20 protein-coding genes are annotated in these 18,460 nt (G+C 33.9%); 11 read left to right on the top strand and 9 right to left on the bottom strand.

The genetic code is table 11. The annotated features are described in order from the left end of the window. The first annotated feature begins 130 nt into the window (after positions 1-130). Positions 131-1,300, top strand: coding sequence for an MFS transporter (locus NXS11_RS03075; protein ID WP_259198548.1), 1,170 nt, complete (start codon positions 131-133; stop codon positions 1,298-1,300). A 57-nt stretch (positions 1,301-1,357) separates the two neighbouring features. On the opposite strand, the gene NXS11_RS03070 is transcribed toward NXS11_RS03075, so the two are convergent. Together NXS11_RS03070 and NXS11_RS03065 are read right to left on the bottom strand one after the other, a co-directional pair. Beyond that, positions 1,358-2,023, bottom strand: coding sequence for an ABC transporter ATP-binding protein (locus NXS11_RS03070; RefSeq protein WP_259198547.1), 666 nt, complete (start codon positions 2,021-2,023; stop codon positions 1,358-1,360). A 17-nt stretch (positions 2,024-2,040) separates the two neighbouring features. Continuing rightward, complete coding sequence (locus tag NXS11_RS03065) at positions 2,041-3,090, bottom strand: ABC transporter permease (protein WP_259198546.1); 1,050 nt, start codon at positions 3,088-3,090, stop codon at positions 2,041-2,043. A gap of 883 nt (positions 3,091-3,973) precedes the next feature. Between NXS11_RS03065 and NXS11_RS03060 the strand changes: the two genes are divergently transcribed. Further along, positions 3,974-6,025, top strand: coding sequence for a HelD family protein (locus NXS11_RS03060; protein WP_259198545.1), 2,052 nt, complete (start codon positions 3,974-3,976; stop codon positions 6,023-6,025). Between the two features lie 214 nt (positions 6,026-6,239). Here the strand turns inward: NXS11_RS03060 and NXS11_RS03055 are convergent, their stop codons facing one another. The 4 genes from NXS11_RS03055 to NXS11_RS03040 all read right to left on the bottom strand — a co-directional run bounded on the left by NXS11_RS03055 (position 6,240) and on the right by NXS11_RS03040 (position 8,423). Then, positions 6,240-6,629: a DUF3021 domain-containing protein gene (locus NXS11_RS03055; RefSeq protein ID WP_259198544.1), complete on the bottom strand. Its 390-nt coding sequence runs from the start codon at positions 6,627-6,629 to the stop codon at positions 6,240-6,242. Between the two features lie 12 nt (positions 6,630-6,641). Beyond that, positions 6,642-7,097, bottom strand: a complete 456-nt coding sequence (locus NXS11_RS03050) for a LytTR family DNA-binding domain-containing protein (RefSeq protein ID WP_259198543.1) — start codon at positions 7,095-7,097, stop codon at positions 6,642-6,644. Positions 7,098-7,436: 339 nt separating this feature from the next. Beyond that, positions 7,437-8,066 (bottom strand): CPBP family intramembrane glutamic endopeptidase, encoded by a 630-nt coding sequence (locus tag NXS11_RS03045; RefSeq protein ID WP_259198542.1) that lies wholly within the window; start codon positions 8,064-8,066, stop codon positions 7,437-7,439. A 39-nt stretch (positions 8,067-8,105) separates the two neighbouring features. Then, the gene (locus NXS11_RS03040) at positions 8,106-8,423 is read right to left on the bottom strand and encodes a helix-turn-helix domain-containing protein (RefSeq protein ID WP_259198541.1); all 318 of its coding nucleotides are present in this window, start codon (positions 8,421-8,423) and stop codon (positions 8,106-8,108) included. A gap of 416 nt (positions 8,424-8,839) precedes the next feature. On the opposite strand from NXS11_RS03040, the gene NXS11_RS03035 reads away from it, so the two are divergent. The 3 genes from NXS11_RS03035 to pcp are packed head-to-tail and all read left to right on the top strand — an operon-like array spanning position 8,840 to position 11,126. Then, positions 8,840-9,538, top strand: a complete 699-nt coding sequence (locus NXS11_RS03035) for a DUF969 domain-containing protein (protein WP_259198540.1) — start codon at positions 8,840-8,842, stop codon at positions 9,536-9,538. Then, complete coding sequence (locus tag NXS11_RS03030) at positions 9,535-10,461, top strand: DUF979 domain-containing protein (protein ID WP_259198539.1); 927 nt, start codon at positions 9,535-9,537, stop codon at positions 10,459-10,461. The genes NXS11_RS03035 and NXS11_RS03030 overlap by 4 nt, the downstream gene beginning before the upstream one ends. A gap of 23 nt (positions 10,462-10,484) precedes the next feature. After that, positions 10,485-11,126, top strand: a complete 642-nt coding sequence (gene pcp, locus NXS11_RS03025; RefSeq protein ID WP_259198537.1) for a pyroglutamyl-peptidase I — start codon at positions 10,485-10,487, stop codon at positions 11,124-11,126. 464 nt (positions 11,127-11,590) lie between these two features. Here pcp and NXS11_RS03020 read toward each other — a convergent pair whose 3' ends face one another. Beyond that, positions 11,591-11,728 (bottom strand): hypothetical protein, encoded by a 138-nt coding sequence (locus NXS11_RS03020; RefSeq protein ID WP_259198535.1) that lies wholly within the window; start codon positions 11,726-11,728, stop codon positions 11,591-11,593. 3 nt (positions 11,729-11,731) lie between these two features. Next, positions 11,732-12,259, bottom strand: coding sequence for a tubby C-terminal domain-like protein (locus NXS11_RS03015; protein WP_259198534.1), 528 nt, complete (start codon positions 12,257-12,259; stop codon positions 11,732-11,734). Positions 12,260-13,102: 843 nt separating this feature from the next. Between NXS11_RS03015 and NXS11_RS03010 the strand changes: the two genes are divergently transcribed. From NXS11_RS03010 to NXS11_RS02985, 6 genes are all read left to right on the top strand, one after another. Further along, entirely contained in the window at positions 13,103-13,615 is a 513-nt protein-coding gene (locus NXS11_RS03010; protein WP_259198533.1) for a DUF4242 domain-containing protein, read from the top strand. Positions 13,616-13,718: 103 nt separating this feature from the next. Next, positions 13,719-14,459, top strand: coding sequence for an ABC transporter ATP-binding protein (locus NXS11_RS03005; RefSeq protein WP_259198531.1), 741 nt, complete (start codon positions 13,719-13,721; stop codon positions 14,457-14,459). Positions 14,460-14,472: 13 nt separating this feature from the next. Continuing rightward, positions 14,473-15,432: an ABC transporter substrate-binding protein gene (locus NXS11_RS03000; protein ID WP_259198528.1), complete on the top strand. Its 960-nt coding sequence runs from the start codon at positions 14,473-14,475 to the stop codon at positions 15,430-15,432. A 5-nt stretch (positions 15,433-15,437) separates the two neighbouring features. Next, positions 15,438-16,196: an ABC transporter permease gene (locus tag NXS11_RS02995; protein ID WP_259198527.1), complete on the top strand. Its 759-nt coding sequence runs from the start codon at positions 15,438-15,440 to the stop codon at positions 16,194-16,196. 14 nt (positions 16,197-16,210) lie between these two features. Further along, positions 16,211-17,254, top strand: a complete 1,044-nt coding sequence (locus tag NXS11_RS02990; RefSeq protein WP_259198526.1) for an acyl-CoA dehydrogenase family protein — start codon at positions 16,211-16,213, stop codon at positions 17,252-17,254. A 577-nt stretch (positions 17,255-17,831) separates the two neighbouring features. Next, on the top strand, positions 17,832-18,002 hold the full coding sequence (locus NXS11_RS02985; protein WP_259198525.1) for a VraH family peptide resistance protein: 171 nt from the start codon (positions 17,832-17,834) through the stop codon (positions 18,000-18,002). A 130-nt stretch (positions 18,003-18,132) separates the two neighbouring features. Here the strand turns inward: NXS11_RS02985 and NXS11_RS02980 are convergent, their stop codons facing one another. Next, complete coding sequence (locus tag NXS11_RS02980; RefSeq protein WP_259198524.1) at positions 18,133-18,423, bottom strand: hypothetical protein; 291 nt, start codon at positions 18,421-18,423, stop codon at positions 18,133-18,135. Positions 18,424-18,460: the final 37 nt, after the last annotated feature.

Genomic DNA, 18,460 nt, shown 5'->3' with positions numbered 1-18,460 from the left:
ATGAATGTTTTATAATTATTCTTATACAAATAATCACGTTGATTCTTAAGCATTCAAATGACAAGGGGTTCACTCAATGCTACGTGATATCGAATTGTAATACATTTTCAAACAAAGGGGCTACAACATTATGAAACATTTTTATACGGTTTCACTTTTACGAGGGAGCACCATAGGGCTTTATGCACCTATTTGGATTTTAGCGCTATTTCACTCAGGTTATAACCTTTTTTGGCTTGGTATGATCGGAACCATTTTTGAAGTGATGAAGTTAATTTTTGAAATACCTTCAGGCGCTATTTCTGATAAACTGGGTGTTAAATTCAACTTAGTGACGTCATTTATTTGTCTATCACTGACATGGCTATTATTTCCATTCGCCTCACATTTTTCGATTTTACTCTTAATATTGCTTACATGGACGCTCTCAGAATCTATGTTTTCAGGTACGTTTGAATCTTGGTTGAGTCACACGATACCGTCTCAGCAATTTTCTCAGGCGATGTTCAATAACACAAAAGTTTTGATACTCTTTATTATTTTAATCTCACCGTTATCAGGGTATTTGTATCAGCTTAATCATACGATTCCATTTGTGTTGGCAGGCATCACGTCTATCATCTTAACTATTTATATGCTCATATTTGTAAAAGTGGCACCTATTGTACAAACCCATTCTGAACAATCACATGAATCTATCCAGACAATTATTAAAAATGCAGCGACTGTATTATTCAACAATAAAAGAGCTTTTAATATTATTATTGCTAGCTTTTTCTTCGCTTTTGTTATTGATACAATCGATCGTTACTGGCAACCGTATGCGCAACATATAGGTTTAGATACCCATGTATTTGGCTGGATTACAACAATTGGTGGGATTGTATTATTAATCGTCTTACATCTATTTTCGAAGTATGACCATCACTTTAATCAACTGCCAGAAATCTATCATACGTTGATTACATGTGTAACGATTATCTTAATTCTCTTCTTAACAATTGGAAAGAAACTCGTGGCTTTTATAAGCATTTCTTTAGTTACAGTAATGGATGACTTAATGAATACGCTCATTAACAATGCGTTAAATCAGGAAATGAACCGACAAACAACCAGCATGGCAACTATTTTCTCTCTTAATGGCGCATTTGGAGCGATGGGAGAGATTTTGTCTGGCGTCCTATTTGGTTATGTCATCTCACAACTTGGCTACCAGACTACCTTTATGCTATGTAGTGCGATATTGATGGTGCCACTAATGCTGTATGTTAAAAATATTAAGCTACTTTCAAAAAGGTAATGACTATAAATACGCAAAGCGCCGAACTTCCCACTTACAATGTTCGACGCTTTTGTATTATTGTACTTGTTTCAGAACGCCATCTTCCATGTGATAGACCTTGTCACAATAAGATGTGAGACGTTCATCATGTGTCACCACGATACATGTTTTATTTTGTTCTTTCGTTTGTTCTTTCAAAATGCGCATCACTTCCAATGCATTTTCTGTATCCAATGCAGCAGTTGGCTCATCAGCCAAAATAATCGATGGCTTTGTATACAACGCTTTCGCAATCGCAACACGTTGTTTTTGCCCTCCTGATATTTCGCTTGGCAATTTATTTTCTAAACTATCTAAGTTCAGTTGTGTCATCAAATTTTGATACACTTCGTCACTTAACACGTCTTTTTTCTGTTTTGCGAGTAACTTAAATTGCTGTTTAACCGTTAAAAATGGCACTAAGTTCGTCGCTTGTAAAATAAACCCAATCTCTTGCATACGTGTATGGGCTAGCGCCTTTTGAGACATTTTAGAAATCTCTTTGCCATTAATTAAAATCTCACCAGACGTAGGTGTTTGTAATGCTCCTGCCATTGTTAGAAATGTACTTTTACCTGAACCAGACGGCCCAATAATTGCGATTAACTCATTTTGATCAAATACCACTGATGTTGGTTTGACCGCTTGTATCGTTTGGTTCCCATCTTTAAAATCTTTCGTCACATTTTTAAATGCTAACATGTTATGTTCACCTTCCCTTACCCAATCGCTTTCAAAGGATCGACTTTGCGAATTGTTAATATTGAAAACAAGCTGCCAATTAATGATACGATAATAAGTACAATTGCGTAGATTGCTAATGTTATGGCGTTGAATTTAATCGGCACTACTGCAGGCAAGAACGCCCCTGTGATAATTGTTAAAATCAAGCCAATCACTGTACCTGTCGCTGCAATTACGAACGTTTGTGACAAGACCATTTTCGCTAAATAACCATTTGTGAAACCTTGTGCCTTTAACACGCCAAATAAACTTGTTTTTTGTAGTGTAATGACGTATAAGAAGATCCCAATAACCGTTGCTGAAATAACAAATAAGAACGAAATCATAAAGTTTAATGTGAGATTCTGCGCTTGGTAACCTGGTAGATTTTCAATAAAACTTTCTATTTCAATCGCTTCTAAGTCACTATTTATCGCTTTCTTCTCCCAGTTACTATCTTTCACAACAACCGCATTCGTCACTTTGTCATTCAACGTTGGATTCAGTTTTTCAATTGTTGCATTGTTTGCAAACACGACTGGTGCTGCATTATATTTCGCACTTTCACTAAAACCAACAATTTTCAATGTTTCATCAGATTGTGATAAAGAGAGCGTATCGCCTATCTTATAACCTTTTTCTTTTAAAGTTTCATCGGCAACCACTTCATTATCCGCACTAAACTTTTTCCCCTCTAACATTTTAGGAATTAAGAAAGAATCATCCGTCACACCAAACAACAAAGCATTGTCTTCTTTGTCACCATTCGATACAATGACCCCCATTTGTTTCAGTGTCGTCTGCTTATCGTAAACGTCTGCAACTTCTTTTTTATCGAATAATGACTGTTGAACCGTTTCATTCGCATCTTTGTTGAGCACAATTGCATCGGCTTGCCATCGATCAATACCCTCTCTATTCATATTCATTAAGCCACTCGCAAGACCCGATAGTAAAAATAGCAAATAACTAATCATAATCAACACGCCGATAATAAGGCCAAACTTCAATTTATTCCGCTTAATTTCGTTCCATGCTAAAAACATAAACATCCTTCTTTCCTTTGCACTTTCCCCTATTACTACATAATAGCCATGTTACCTCTTATCGAAACAACTGTTATATCATTATGCAATGAACAATATCTTACCACTTACTCGTATGAGCATGCAGTTAAGTTGCCTAGTGATATATTAAGGAATTGACAACCAAAAAATTTTACTATTTTTTATTATTTGAGCAGTTTATTGTCAATCGAAAATGAAAGCCTATCTGTTCAAAAATATGCATGGGCATCATACGTTATAGCATATATTCTGCGTTATTTTTACCAATATCCATAACGCAGCAACCCAACAATTCTTAAAATTATTACTGTAATTCTCCTACAGAATCTTAAATTTCTTAATTTTTCTTTTTACATATAAAGTGCTAAAACATAGAAGAATTATTCTGTCATGTTATCCACCAATTCCATACTTTTCCAGTAATTAAAGCATAGAGGAGCTAATATCTTATTAATTTTAATTTAATGCTCCAAAAATTTACAACAACGGCTTTATTTATCTGAAAATATTGAATATAATGAAATATACTGATGTTTTATAATATCAATTAAATAAATTTCACAGAAGTGTTCGTATTGGATGACGTACTTAAGCTTTATAAGGGGGATGTATGCTGGAAATGAAATCTAATATTGTGAAGTTTGTTTCAAATGACTTTTTGGTAGGCTTAACTAATAGCATTTTTAATCTTGCAGTGATGTGGTTTGTTTTATTCAGCATATATTGCTGAAAGTTACGGTGCAAACGTCGTCTATCTTATAGCAGGAATATGCCAGCTCCTTATCGTAATATGGTTATTATTCGATTATAAAATGAAAGTGAATTTTAATACACTTGTCTAGTATGAAACGAGGGATAACTAATGTCATTAACTTTTTCTGAAGAGCAAGAACATTTATCTCAAACAATTGAATTTCTGGAACAAGAATTACAAAGTATTAACGCTTCTCTCTCTCAAAGTAAAACTAAGATTCTCACTCAGCGTAAGGATATGAATGAACATGAAAGCTGGATGCCTAATACTACTGATTCTAATGCTGCAGACAACGCACAAGATTTAACATCATTACGCATGCAAGAAAAGACATATAATCAATATGAAAAACAACTCAAGGTGTATCAACAACTACTGAATCGCCCTTATTTGGGCAAGATTGTTCTAGAAGATGAGTCGCTATACATCGGGACTCAGACAGTCACTGACGATGATTATAACGTCTTAATTTGTGATTGGCGCGCCCCTATCGCAAGTTTGTTTTACGAAAATGAGCTTGGTACGCTTTCATATCAAACAGCTAATGGCGAGACAGTCTATGAAAATGTTAAAGGCAGGCGACAATTTAAAATTGAAAAAGGGCAATTAATCAACTATGTCGATAGTGATATGTTTATTGGCGATTCAGATTTAATGAATTATCAAATGAAAGCATCCACGCATAAATTAGGGAATATTGTCAGTACGATTCAACAAGACCAAAATGAAATTATTCGTTTACCACTTAATGAAGATGTTGTCGTTCTTGGACCTCCTGGTAGTGGGAAGACAGCTATCGCTATGCAGCGTGTTGCCTATCTATTATTCAAATATAAGACTACCGTGACGCATGAAAATTTGATGCTTATGACGCCGAATCGATTATTTAACGATTACGTCTCGGATGTGTTACCTGAACTTGGTGAGCAAAATATCAAAGTAGATAGTTTGATGCATCTGATTCATACCATACCCTATTTTAAACGTATGCGTGTGGAGAGTAAGCCTGCAATGTTTGAACGCGTTTATCATAGTGATGATGATGCTAAACAGTTTTATACGAAATCAAGCATCAACTTTTACCGCTTCCTATCACAACAATTAGCATCATCCAACTGCCAACTCTATTTTAAAGACTTGGTGGACAGAACTGAACATACCATGTTGAGTCGTCACGAACTCTCTACATTGTTTCAAAAATACCGTGTGAATCATGATATACCTACAGCGATTCAAAAGTTAAAAAATGATTTACAAGTTTGTTATGACAAAGCATTTGAGCGGCTGTTTAAAAAGAACTATGCAGAACTTGAAGAAATAGACAGCTATGTGGGTGAGAAAGATGAATTAGTATCACAAGCAAAATCTAAGACTGCCCGCACACTAAAACCAATCAGTCGTGCTATCAAGTATCATACTTTCCTTGATATTCCAAAACTATACGAACAGCTCTGTTATAAATATCAAGTGAATGCTTGCTTGTCCCGCGACATATTAGATTATGAAGATTTCTGGGTGCTGGCTTGGCTTTATTTCAAACTTATCAAGCATTCAGATCGTAACTTTAGACATATATTGATTGACGAAGTACAGGACTACAGTATTTTTCAATTAGATTGTATTCGTCTATTGTATCCTAACGCGCATTTCACATATTTAGGCGACCTCAATCAGAACTTCTTACCAGCACCATTGATTGACTTTGAAACGTGGGAAACACCTATTAAATACTTGAACACGTCATATCGGTCTACGAAAGCAATCAATCGTTATCTCGATACATTGAAACAAACAGACACTAAAGTTGTAGGTGAAGAAGGCGAACCTGTCGTAACGATGACCGATGCTTCTGTTCAAGATATACGTACAATTATGGTGCAAATGACCCATCCAACAGCAATCGTTGTGCCATCACAGGAAATTGGTAAGTCTTTATACATTGAATTGTCCAATGAACTAGATATTACTTTGGTGGAAGAAAACGATACCTTTATCCCTCAAGGACATGTAATCATTCCTTATGACCTGGTAAAAGGTTTTGAATATCACACAGTTATTTCATGGCAACACGATTGTTACGAAAACAGCAATATTCAATACATCATTGCTTCACGGGCAATTTCACAACTGTATCTCATGGTCTCACGTGAAACATCATGATTAATATATAAAATAGGCATGCTAAGAGAAACTGATTTTACATTTCTCTAGCATGCCTATTCTATTTCAATAGTTGTCAACGTTTTCTTATTTTGACAATCTTATACAATATAAAAGTGTTACTGACTACTTCTAATAGCTATTTTTGTGCTCTCGTAAACGATTGGACCTCTAAATTAATGATTTCCTTATGTTTTTCATCATAACTATCCGATTACTTCTGCGTGCTCTTAAGTTTCGTATTAATTTTTTTACTTTGTTGCATAACAATTATGAAGAAAATGACCCAAATAATTAAGAATATGAGTGTAAAAATAACGAGTGCCCCAATCAATGCTTCTGATTTGAATGGCACCCAGTGATTAATGCTGGATATAATAAAGAAACCGAAAATACTACCTCCAAAATGAATCAACAATTTGACTGGCAGTGGAATACGTTCTATATCATACACAAATGGTAAAAACCCACAAATTGCACCAAATAGATAAACACCGAAGACATCTTGAAATCCCATATGAATGTCATAGATAACAATAAACATAAGCATGATGCTACTGCTTATACCGATACCCATTAGCGTTGTTTTTAATATTTTTTTCATAGCTTTTCCTCCTTATATCCCTAAACTCTGTGTTAATTTTTTGACGTACCTTCTTGATATAGTAACCTGTTGATGATTGCTCAATGTCGCATACAGATTTCCAGAAAAAGAAGGGGCTACCTTTGTAATATGTTCAATATTTACAATAGAAGATTTACTAATTTGAACAAACTGATACTCGGGCAATGCTTGTTGTAAATTATAAAGTGTCATTCTAGTTGTATATGTCGCTTCTGTAGTGACAATCGTAAGTTGTTTATCAAATATCTCCGCAAAAATAATTTCTGTTTTCGTAATAAGGTAAACACCTTGTGACGTTTTAACACCTAATTTATTACTTGGTGCTTCATACTGTTGGATATATTTTAATAGGTCGACTCCGAGATCTTGGTCGTATGTGCTGATGGTGACATCCGTGCCAACTGTAGATGCATCAAATTTCAAATGTACGTTGATTTGTTCTTTCATCATCATGCCCTCCTTTACATATATCGTACGTTTTTTATATTGTACTGTCAGTAGTTATGGCATAAGCGGTTCGATTATAAGTACAAGCGGTTAATTTATCAGAAATAAAAACTGCCTTAATCCATTACATTGCGTAATACATCAAGACAGTTTTTATTTATTAATTTATGGTTATACGTTGAGATAGTAAAAATAAAATCCCTATTATATAACCACCAACTGCAATAAGAGAGGCATCCATTCCATAAGCACCACCAGTTAGCCAGACATTATGCGTTTTGATAACATACTGAAAAAGACTATAATCTACTTCAACATCTGTGATAGTAAAAATACCGGCTAAATTCCAACATGCATTGCGATGCCTGCCCATATTGAATTAAAAAGATAAGTTGCAGTCGCATATAACATACCCGCGGTAAATCCAGCTAAAATTAATAAATATAAATCAATACCTACTAATTTACCGTTAAATAAGTGGACTATGCTAAATAAGAAAGACGATAAAACCATTGCAAAGATAATATTTGTTTTTTCTTCAATATATTTCAAAAGGATGCCTCTAAAAACCATTTCTTCAACAATTGGTGCAACAATACCAGAAATAAAAATGATAGATATGAGCAATTCAATATAATCCGTTGAAGTATTAAGCTGTGTCATCATCAATTTACCAGGTATAAAAATAATGTAAATCAAATTTATGACAATTGGTAAAATGATTCCTAACCCCCAACTCAAAGAATAAATTCTAATCTTTGTCACTCGATAATCAGACAACTCTTTTTTTAAACCTTTATTAACAAGTAACTTGATAATTAACAATGTCACAATAAGATGTGTGATACCATGTAGTAGATATTCCAAACCATGCCATCTAAAAATGTGCCATAAAATCCCTAAATTTTGCGCAAAAACAGAAATGACAAACACCAATAATGCCATACCAATGATTTTTAATATATTCATGTCAATGTCTCCTTAATAGTTATTAAGAAGATGACTATATTACGCAAAAATTTGTGCCAATGTCCCACATATAGTGAAAACAATTATTAGAATTAACCACCATTTCTTATCTGCAAATTCCCAAAAATTCATGTGTTTATTGTCTTTTGAACTTTTAGACTGCTCTCCATTTACTAATGTATCCAAACTCACTTCAAACAGTGTTGCGAGCGTGTTTAGCATCTGAATATTAGGTTCTAATACACCTTGTTCCCACTTTGAAACAGACTGACGTGTTGTATTCAACTTTTCAGCCAATTCTTCTTGCGTCAGTCCCGCTTCTTTTCGATATTTTCTAATCTGTGCACGAATTTCCATATATAGCCCTCCTCTCAATCAACATATCAAAGTCACATGTCTCATTCTGCATACAATACTGATCATCCTGTCACTAAGTTAGATCATTACAAATTTATCATGACACATAAAAGTAAATTCTACATTATAAAGATTAAAAGATATTTTACGCATAAGGAGTGAGATAGGAATCTCATTTTTCTAAAAAGATTCCGTTATCCCCCCTGGTGAAGCTGAGTAGGCGTGAAAAAGGTTGTCAAAGCGTACTGTCACACCAATCAGCTACTGCCTTCAACATAGAATCTCAAACTTAAATTGAATGTTTCTATTAATGACCTCCCCATTTTATTTAATATTAAAGTTTTATAATCATCATAAAGTTCTGCCTTTTAATATGTTAGAATAACAAAAATATAAAATTTTTAAGGGGGTATTTTATGGAATGGCTAAAATTAATAGGGATCCTTGTGATTATTATTGGATTTCTATTTAAGTTTGATACTATTGCAGTTATTTTAACTGCAGCAATTGTAACTGGTCTCGTATCAGACATGTCACTTTATGAAATATTAGATGTTTTGGGCAAAGCTTTTGTTGATAATCGCCTCGTTTCACTCTTCTTGTTAACATTACCAATGGTCGGTCTTATTGAACGCTTTGGTCTTAAGAAACAGGCAACCGTATTAATTGGTAAAGTAAAATCTATTACAAGCGGACGCTTATTATCACTCTATCTATTAATCAGGGAGATTGCTGGACTCGCTTCGATCCGTATCGGGGGACATCCTCAATTCGTACGTCCATTAATCAATCCAATGGTTCAAGGCGCCTTAAAAACAAAATATAACTTAACATCTGAACAAATCGATGAAAAAGATATTGAAAAAATTAAAGCTGAGGCTTCAGCAATGGAGAACTACGGCAACTTCTTTGGTCAGAACTTATTCGTAGGGGCTGCAGGTGTCCTGTTAATGGTGGGAACATTCCAATCTCTTGACATCAAAGTCAATGCGGTCAGTCTTGCACTTGCTTCTGCACCTATTGCCATCATTACATTGATTATTGTAATCATTAAAAACATTTTATTAGATCGTTATTTGGAACGTAAATACCGAGACAAGGGGGATCAAACATGAGTCAACATACACTAGATATGATTCTTGAATGCTTCTATATTTTAATCGGGTTACAATTACTTTATACAGCCTACCGTGCCTTGCGAGATCCAAACCAAGCAAAGCGTATAGGCACCGCTCTCTTTTGGGTATTACTAGCAATAACATTTATCTTTGGACCTCATATTCCAAATGTCGTAAATGGCTCGCTTATTTTATCAATGGGCTTCCTTACACTAACCCGTCAAGTCACTATTAAAAATATTGTAGATGTAACTGAAAAGGAAGGTAATCAAGGAGCTGAACGTTTCGGCAACAAACTCTTTTTGCCAGCCGTTGTATTAGCAATTGTCGCTGTTATCATTTCTAACTGGACACCTCTAGGCGGAGCGATTGGCTTAGGCATTGCCTCCATTGTCGGTTTGATTGCTGCATATTTTATTATCAAACCACAATCAAAGTATATCTTGTATGATAGTGATCGATTGACACAACAAGTAGGAACAGTCGGCATTTTACCGCAATTTTTAGCTGCTTTAGGGGTACTATTTACAGTCAGTGGTGTTGGAAAAGTAATTTCTAGCGGGATTTCAAGTTTTCTACCCGAGGGCAATCATTTAATAGGTGCTACAGCTTATATTTTAGGCATGGTTATTTTCACAATGTTGATGGGTAATGCATTCGCAGCGTTCACAGTCATTACTGCAAGTATCGGAATTCCATTCGTTATTGCACAAGGCGCCGATCCAGCAATAGCCGGTGCACTTGCAATGACTGGTGGCTTCTGTGGTACGTTATTAACACCAATGGCCGCTAACTTCAATACTTTACCAGTCGCATTATTAGAGATGAAAAACGAATTTAGTGTTATTAAAGCACAAATCCCCGTTGCATTGATACTCATCTTAGCCCATATCGGCTTAATGTACTTCTGGGCATTTTAACCTAAATAAAGGAGACGATACCAATGAAGGTACTCATAACAGCGTTTGATCCATTTGGAAAAGAACAGACCAATCCAGCATTAGAGGCTGTAAAGCAATTGCCAGAAACAATTGGCGAACATACTATCACAAAATTAGAAATACCTACTGTTTTTAAAGAATCTGTAGAAGTGATTAAACAACAACTTAATACTGAAATATATGACGCTGTACTTGCAATAGGACAAGCAGGTGGCAGATTTGAAATAACACCTGAACGTGTGGGCATTAATGTGGATGATGCACGAATTCCAGATAATCAAGGTAACCAGCCGATTGATGAAGTCATTCAAGAAGATGGCGCACCAGCCTATTTCACAAATATGCCAGTCAAACGTCTCACACAAGCGATAAAAGAGGCCGGTGTTCCTGCTTCACTTTCAAATACTGCAGGCACATTTGTATGCAATCATGTGCTATATAATCTGGGATATTTGCATGCAACATCATTCCCACATATTCAATTTGGCTTTATTCATGTGCCATTTATTCCAGAACAAGTGATTAACAAACCTAATACACCATCTATGGCACTTGATACGATTGTAAAAGGTTTAGAAGCGGCCATCACAGCATTATCAACAGACAATCATGATGAAACCATTGCATTAGGAGAAACGCATTAGAAAGCAGTTTGTGAAAAAGCAGTATTAAAATTGTTCTTTGGTACATTATTTGTAGGTATTGGTACATAGCCTTCATGTATTCCATAGGCTATGTACCACCCAATCCACGTGTATTCAATGCGGTTGATAATATCACTTTCACACACTTTTTGAAAATCGTATTTATAATAATTGAATTATGATTGCATTCTTGTTTGCCATTGGTGTAACAGTTTGGGATTGGTTTAGTGATAGTAGGGTAAAATAAAGAAATGATGCTATTCAAAAAGCACACAATCATAATGGAGTGTGCGCTAAATAAAGACAACTATTTCAAGTTAGTTAAAACAATATTATAAATAATTACCTTTCCAATCATAGAGGCTAAATAGCTTGATGATTAGTCGTATGTTCCGACAAATAAGCAATTAAATTAATATCTATTCCTGACCCAGAATCTGGATTTTCTAACCCAGTTATAATTTTCAATAACTTACTTTTACCAGCACTATTTTTTCAATCAAACCATATATTTCTCCAAAATCAACTTTTGTACTTATACGTTTTAAAATTTCTTTATTTTTAAAATCCTTATAAATATTATTTATTTGTAATTGAACCATTAGTTATTCTCCATATAAATAAGTGTGAAATATTCCTAGAAAAAGAAGGTCATACTCTTTTAGAGAGTCATCTAAAAGCTCAAAATAAATAGAAACAGGAGATGTTATAGGATTTTTCCATTTGGCTACATTTTTATTTGTTTCCTTATTAACTATATATGCCCATTCTCCCATATTTTTATATAGAATGTATTCTGTATTTAAAAAAGTAAAATCGGTTTTTTCAGAGAGTTTGAACCAATGCTTATCTACAATATTAAAAATAAGCGATTCACCATTTTCTCTATTAAACTTAATAATAAAGTCTCTATATTTAAAAGGGTTTCTTTGTTTAGATTCAAAAACTAAATCATTTTCTTTATTAAACACCTGAAAGCTATTAAAAAACTTACCGTCTCCAATTAAATCAATTGAACGAGTAAAAATGTTAGAATAATTTTTTTTGATATATCCAACAATTTCATCGTTATTTTCATTCTTTATTTTAATAGATGATGTAGATAATTTATTATAAACTTTGTATTTGTACATTGAGAATCAATCCCTTCGTGAAAAGTAAATGATTAATTTATTGGAGACGAAAACTTCCAATATTGCCCCAACCATCAATACACTTTTACATTTTATTAATCATTATAATAGTAAATTCTCAGGTGTATAAATCAATAGGTCATACGCTTTTTCGACTTCATTTCAAAGGAATAGATAGTTTATCGTATCATCATCCTAGCGCAGATATAACCTATAATAAAGATTGCAACAAAAGCTATTAAAGGAATTAAAAACTCAAATAGCGTCATATAATGCCTCCTTTTTATTATATTAAAGCCACATTAATAATAAATATTTTTATATCAATTGGTGTAACATAAATATATCTAGAATTTACATTCTCTAAAGAAAATACTGTGAACTATTTTCGTGCTTAAAAAATTCCTTTATTACTAGCTGCAGATACTAATAATTACCCAATTCAAGAAAAATGAAACTTTCACAAAAAGAAAATTTTAAACACACTAACACTCTCTTAAATAAAAGATATTGCCAAAGCATATACATATAAACACTAAAAAGAACCCTAAAATGATTAATAAATGTTTATTTACAGAAAATGAAATTGAACATTTAATATCAAATAAATTTATTCTTACCTTATATCTCTTAAAGCAATCACGTATTAAAAATCATTCAACAATCATTTATAGAGGTCATCAAATAATCATCATATTTCCAGTTATTGCCATTGTCTATCCTACATTTCTATTTACTGTTAATCATCCCAGTTCAAAAATAATTAAATGTCTCTTTATATCCTTGTAAACAGGTAGGAATTATAGTATTATTTACTCATTACTATTTTAGGGGGTATAGATTATGACATTATTTTTACTTGAAGCAAATGATTTAACTGTCTTTTCAACAAAAGAGGAGTTAGAAAAACAGGCAGCCAACTTAACAACGGGAGAATTACCGACACTTATAGAAGTACAAGCTACATCAAACCTTACTCATGGATACTTTATTGTTGAAGCAAATAGCAGTGAGGAAGCTAAGCAATTTTTAGAAAATGCCTCTATCAATATCAATCTCGTAAAACAAGTTCGCTTAGTCGGTAAAGAATTAGATGACGTTAAAAAAGGCGATGCTCATGTAGATTTTCTCGTTACTTGGAATATTCCTGAGGGCATCACGATGGAGCAATACTTGACACGTAAGAAGAAAAATTCCGTACATTATGAAGAGGTACCTGAAGTACAATTCCAACGTACTTACGTGTGTGAAGACATGTCAAAATGTATCTGTCTATACGACGCACCAGATGAAGATGCCGTTCGACGTGCACGTAAAGCAGTAGATACACCTATAGATGATATCGAAAAATTATAACGCTCTACATTTTCTGAAAAATCAGATATGTGCTTATAAGGGTTATGTGCTTGCATAGCCCTTTCAGTTTAGAACTCAACACGATAAGATTCGAGGTGTTTTAATGATTCACATTAATCATATCCAACATCAATTTGATAACAATCTTGTTATTAAAGATTTCGAGTTAAAAATAGAAAAAGGTAAAGTCGTAACATTAATAGGCAAAAGCGGTTGTGGTAAGTCCACATTGTTAAATATTATTGGTGGCTTTTTAAAGTCAACTTCGGGAAAAGTTACGATTGGTGGTCAAGTTAAAGAAGACCCATCGCCGGATTGCTTGATGATCTTTCAGCACCATAATTTGCTTCCATGGAAAAATATCAATGACAATATACGTCTTGGTTTACCTCATCGTATCAGCGATGAAGAAATAAACACACATTTACAAACTGTAGATTTAAATCATAAAGGCTTATTATTTCCAGAAGCATTGTCGGGTGGCATGAAACAACGTGTTGCACTCTGTCGGGCACAAGTTCATCAACCGAAAGTAATACTCATGGATGAACCTTTAGGCGCATTAGATGCTTTTACGCGTTATAAATTACAAGATCAATTGATACTTTTGAAAGAAAGAACAACGGCAACAATCATTTTAGTGACACATGATATAGATGAAGCCATTTATCTGTCAGATGACATTATATTGCTTGGAGATGGTTGTGATATTCTCAGTCAATATCATATAGCACAATCACATCCTCGTAATCGTAATAACAGCCATTTATTAAAAATTAGAAATGACATTATGGAAAAATTTGCGTTAAATCATCATTTGGCAGAACCAGAATACTATTTATAAGGAGTTGAGACGATTGAAAAGATTCATTTTGCTTACTTTCATATTCCTTATTATCCTTTCTGGCTGTAACTTGAATACACAAAAAAATAGCCTGAATCACAAAAATGTAAAACAAACGATAAAGATTGGCTACTTACCCATCACACATTCAGCAAATTTGATGATGACAAAAGAAATCCAACAAAGTGAGAAAAACTCGAATTATAACTTGAAATTAGTACGTTTTAATAATTGGCCGGATCTGATGGATGCTTTGAACAGTGGCAAAATCGATGGTGCTTCTACACTTATTGAACTGGCGATGAAATCAAAACAAAAAGGGTCAGATATTAAGGCTGTAGCTTTAGGTCATCATGAAGGTAACGTTGTTATAGGAGAAAAAGGGGGAGGACTGTCAGATTTTCACGAACATAAAACCTATCATTTTGCGATACCACATCGTTATTCAACACATTATTTATTATTAGATGAAATGCGAAAACAAATGAAACTCAGTTCAGATACTTTCAGTTATCACGAAATGCCTCCAGCTGAAATGCCTGCTGCACTAAATGAAGGTAGCATTTCTGGCTATTCTGTAGCAGAACCATTTGGCGCACTTGGTGAAAAATTAGGAAGCGGCCACACTTTATTGCATGGGAATGACATCATACCAGATGCCTATTGTTGCGTACTTGTACTTAGAAGTGATCTCATCAATCAACATCAGACAGTTATTCAAGATTTTATATCAGATTATAAAAAAGCTGGTTTCCAAATGGAGGATAAAGATAAAAGTATAGAAATTATGGACAAAAACTTTAAACAAGACAAACAAGTTTTATCACAATCCGCTGAATGGACTTCTTACGGTAACTTAGCAATTAACGAAAAGGGTTATAACAAAATTAAACAATTAGTAGACGAGAAAAAGCTTTTCAAAGCACCGACTTATAAAGATTTTGTTGATCCCAAGTTGTATAAGGAGGGATAAATGAAATGATCGTTAATATTAAAAAATGGTACTTACCAATCGTTACTTTTATTATTTTTCTATTAATATGGCAATTCGTAATCATCGTTGGTCACTATCAGCCAATTCTTTTACCCAGTCCATTTTTGGTATTAAAAAGTATATGGCACTTCATTATCACTGGTGAGATATTCACACACCTCAGTATTAGCTTGTATCGCTTTATTATGGGTTTTGTATTAGCCATTATTCTTGGCGTACCTATTGGCTTCTTATTAGGTCGCAGTCATTCATTATTTAATGCCATAGAACCGTTATTTCAATTAATAAGACCTATCTCTCCTATTGCATGGTCACCATTTGTCGTTTTATGGTTTGGTGTTGGGAGCTTACCTGCCATTACTATTATATTTATCGCCGCATTTTTCCCGATTGTTTTTAATACAATTAAAGGCATCAAACATATTGAACCTCAATACTTAAAAATTGCGTCTAATTTAAACTTAAAAGGCTGGTCATTGTACAAAAATATTCTATTTCCTGGTGCTTTCAAACATATTATGGGCGGTATACATATGGCAGTCGGTACAAGTTGGATTTTCTTAGTATCCGGTGAAATGATTGGCGCACAGTCAGGACTTGGCTTCCTTATTATAGATTCACGCAATATGTTAAATCTGGAAGACGTTTTAGCTGCCATATTCTTTATTGGTGTATTCGGATTCTTAATTGATCGCTTTATTAGTTACTTTGAAAAATTAATCTTAAAACGTTTTGGCGAATGAAGGAGTTGAATTTTATGAGTTTAGACACACATATTGAAGGTAAACTAAAACCATATTTAGTAGCAATTGATGAGGGTTCATATTATCCGAAAGACTTTATTAGTACTTTGTTTAAAGAAGGCTATTTCAAAGAAGATGATATCAAAGGCAACTCAGAAATTATTGAACAAGTATCCGAGTCTTGTTTGACCACTGGTTTCTGCTTATGGTGTCAATTGGCGTTTTCTACTTACTTAAAAAATGCGGAAGCACCCTATTTCAATCAATATCTACAGCAGCAATTATTATCAGGCAACATTTTAGGTGCAACTGGATTATCAAATCCGATGAAGTCATTTAATGATTTAGAGACGTTCAATCTGTCGCATCACTATGATGAAAAGCAACAGCTCATTGTGAATGGTAGATTGCCTGCGATTAGTAATATTGGATCTGATCATTATTTTGGCGCAATTTCTAAGAGTACATCATCTGATGAACTTGTCATGTTTGTCGTTCAAGCCAACCAAACGGGTATTACAATGAAGGAAATGTCTAACTTTTTAGGTGTTAACGGCTCAGCAACATTTTCGATTGAACTGCACAACCTCCTAATACCAGCAGAACATATTATCACACACAATGCAAAGGCATTCGCAACACAAATACGACCACAATTTGTCGCATTACAGATTCCAATCGCATTAGGTGCCATTCGTGCATCGCTTGATTTAATCCACCAATTCTCTCATGCACAAAACGGCATTAATCAATATCTGGAGTACGATGTGCAAGGATTTGAAAAACAATACAATCAAATTAGGCAATATTTTTATGATATATTAAATAAAAAGGACTTACAGAAGTACTTTGAGACACTGATTGCGCTAAAGAAAAGAGCTGGCTATTTGTTGCTTGACGTGAATCAAGCATCGATGGTTAATGGTGGCTCAAAAGCATATGCCTATCAATCACCACAAGCACGTAAACTGAAAGAAGGCTTTTTCTTTGCAGCATTAACACCAACGTTGAGACATCTAGGTAAACTCCAAGAAGAATTAAAAGCAGAGAATCACTAGTTGATAGTAAGATGCCAATGGTAGTTATAACGTGTGAGAAAAGAATTGCTATTGAAGTTTTTACAAAAGTAATAGATTATGCAATTTCTAGAAATATTGTTATGGTGTCTTCAGCTGGTAATGATGGAATAGACACCTCTAAAACGGATTATATTCCTATCACCCTAATGTTATATCTGTATGGCGCACTAATTATAGCTCTAATGTAAATATATATGCTCCTATTGGAAGTGTTAATTTCTACCCACCATTGATAACTATATTTTAACCTATTCTACTAACAAAACAGTGCTTAGCAATTTGAGTGGAAGATCTTTCCCTAAAGGCGTTGTATTATCAGGGGGAACAAGTTTAGCAGTTCCTCATGTTACAGCTGCAGTAGCAAAGGATATAGATTTACAAGGTACTTTCGATTTTAAAAGAGTATATCATCTGTTATTAATAATTTGGTATTACAAGAAAGTTTAGGTATACTCGGTCTGTATACTTTAATAAGCAGAGGAATTTGTATCATTCCTTATGCTTTGTCAGTGTATGTAATCAATCAAAAAGAACTTTAAAAATACAGGGGGATTTTATGAAGGTTAAAGAATTAATTTCAAGAATTCCAGAATTAGTAATTAATACTAATGTGATTATAGGATCAGTTATTTCATCTTTTGTATTGAGTATATTTATTACCCCATTTTTAGGAATACCATTGGGGATTATCCTTGGATTTTACATGGATAAACAGTTTGAGCGATAGCTTTAAATTTGTATTGAGAATGCTGATGCAATAAAAGCGGATAATTCTGCGGAGTGTTGGTTCCCTATCTATTTATGTTTCGTTAAAAATCCCAATGCAGATGAATAGATAGGTTATTCTTTTGGGCTGTTCATTTTATAAACTTAACCTTATTGTTAAACTGCGGATAATTGATTGTTGAACGAATAATGGAACCGTGCTTTTTGTAGAATCGAACGTCACGCCACACACCGGCTGATACATTCTTCTTCTCAACTTGGCATAGGGTAAATCGTAACCAATCATATTGTTTCAATGCTTCTCTAAGTTCTTGAACAAGCATATAGACCTTATAAAGCTTTTCATCAAGGTTTAATAGATAGTCTAAAACATCTCTAGACGTCACATATGTTTTAAACAACTTAGATCGATAATACTTCATAACTATTAATTTCTTGTCTATTCATCTTATTTGTTAT

This window comes from Staphylococcus americanisciuri (assembly GCF_024814435.1).
Lineage (GTDB): Bacteria > Bacillota > Bacilli > Staphylococcales > Staphylococcaceae > Staphylococcus > Staphylococcus americanisciuri.
The sequence above is the reverse complement of the archived record's forward strand: the minus strand, read 5'-3'. Positions and strand labels throughout refer to the sequence as shown.

Excerpts from the sequence above, each read along its gene's own strand:
- NXS11_RS03075 (WP_259198548.1), top strand. The coding sequence starts at position 131 with ATGAAACATTTTTATACGGTTTCACTTTTACGAGGGAGCACCATAGGG.
- NXS11_RS03070 (WP_259198547.1), bottom strand. The coding sequence starts at position 2,023 with ATGTTAGCATTTAAAAATGTGACGAAAGATTTTAAAGATGGGAACCAA.
- NXS11_RS03065 (WP_259198546.1), bottom strand. The coding sequence starts at position 3,090 with ATGTTTTTAGCATGGAACGAAATTAAGCGGAATAAATTGAAGTTTGGC.
- NXS11_RS03060 (WP_259198545.1), top strand. The coding sequence starts at position 3,974 with ATGTCATTAACTTTTTCTGAAGAGCAAGAACATTTATCTCAAACAATT.
- NXS11_RS03055 (WP_259198544.1), bottom strand. The coding sequence starts at position 6,629 with ATGAAAAAAATATTAAAAACAACGCTAATGGGTATCGGTATAAGCAGT.
- NXS11_RS03050 (WP_259198543.1), bottom strand. The coding sequence starts at position 7,097 with ATGAAAGAACAAATCAACGTACATTTGAAATTTGATGCATCTACAGTT.
- NXS11_RS03045 (WP_259198542.1), bottom strand. The coding sequence starts at position 8,066 with ATGAATATATTAAAAATCATTGGTATGGCATTATTGGTGTTTGTCATT.
- NXS11_RS03040 (WP_259198541.1), bottom strand. The coding sequence starts at position 8,423 with ATGGAAATTCGTGCACAGATTAGAAAATATCGAAAAGAAGCGGGACTG.
- NXS11_RS03035 (WP_259198540.1), top strand. The coding sequence starts at position 8,840 with ATGGAATGGCTAAAATTAATAGGGATCCTTGTGATTATTATTGGATTT.
- NXS11_RS03030 (WP_259198539.1), top strand. The coding sequence starts at position 9,535 with ATGAGTCAACATACACTAGATATGATTCTTGAATGCTTCTATATTTTA.
- pcp (WP_259198537.1), top strand. The coding sequence starts at position 10,485 with ATGAAGGTACTCATAACAGCGTTTGATCCATTTGGAAAAGAACAGACC.
- NXS11_RS03020 (WP_259198535.1), bottom strand. The coding sequence starts at position 11,728 with ATGGTTCAATTACAAATAAATAATATTTATAAGGATTTTAAAAATAAA.
- NXS11_RS03015 (WP_259198534.1), bottom strand. The coding sequence starts at position 12,259 with ATGTACAAATACAAAGTTTATAATAAATTATCTACATCATCTATTAAA.
- NXS11_RS03010 (WP_259198533.1), top strand. The coding sequence starts at position 13,103 with ATGACATTATTTTTACTTGAAGCAAATGATTTAACTGTCTTTTCAACA.
- NXS11_RS03005 (WP_259198531.1), top strand. The coding sequence starts at position 13,719 with ATGATTCACATTAATCATATCCAACATCAATTTGATAACAATCTTGTT.
- NXS11_RS02995 (WP_259198527.1), top strand. The coding sequence starts at position 15,438 with ATGATCGTTAATATTAAAAAATGGTACTTACCAATCGTTACTTTTATT.
- NXS11_RS02990 (WP_259198526.1), top strand. The coding sequence starts at position 16,211 with ATGAGTTTAGACACACATATTGAAGGTAAACTAAAACCATATTTAGTA.
- NXS11_RS02985 (WP_259198525.1), top strand. The coding sequence starts at position 17,832 with ATGAAGGTTAAAGAATTAATTTCAAGAATTCCAGAATTAGTAATTAAT.
- NXS11_RS02980 (WP_259198524.1), bottom strand. The coding sequence starts at position 18,423 with ATGAAGTATTATCGATCTAAGTTGTTTAAAACATATGTGACGTCTAGA.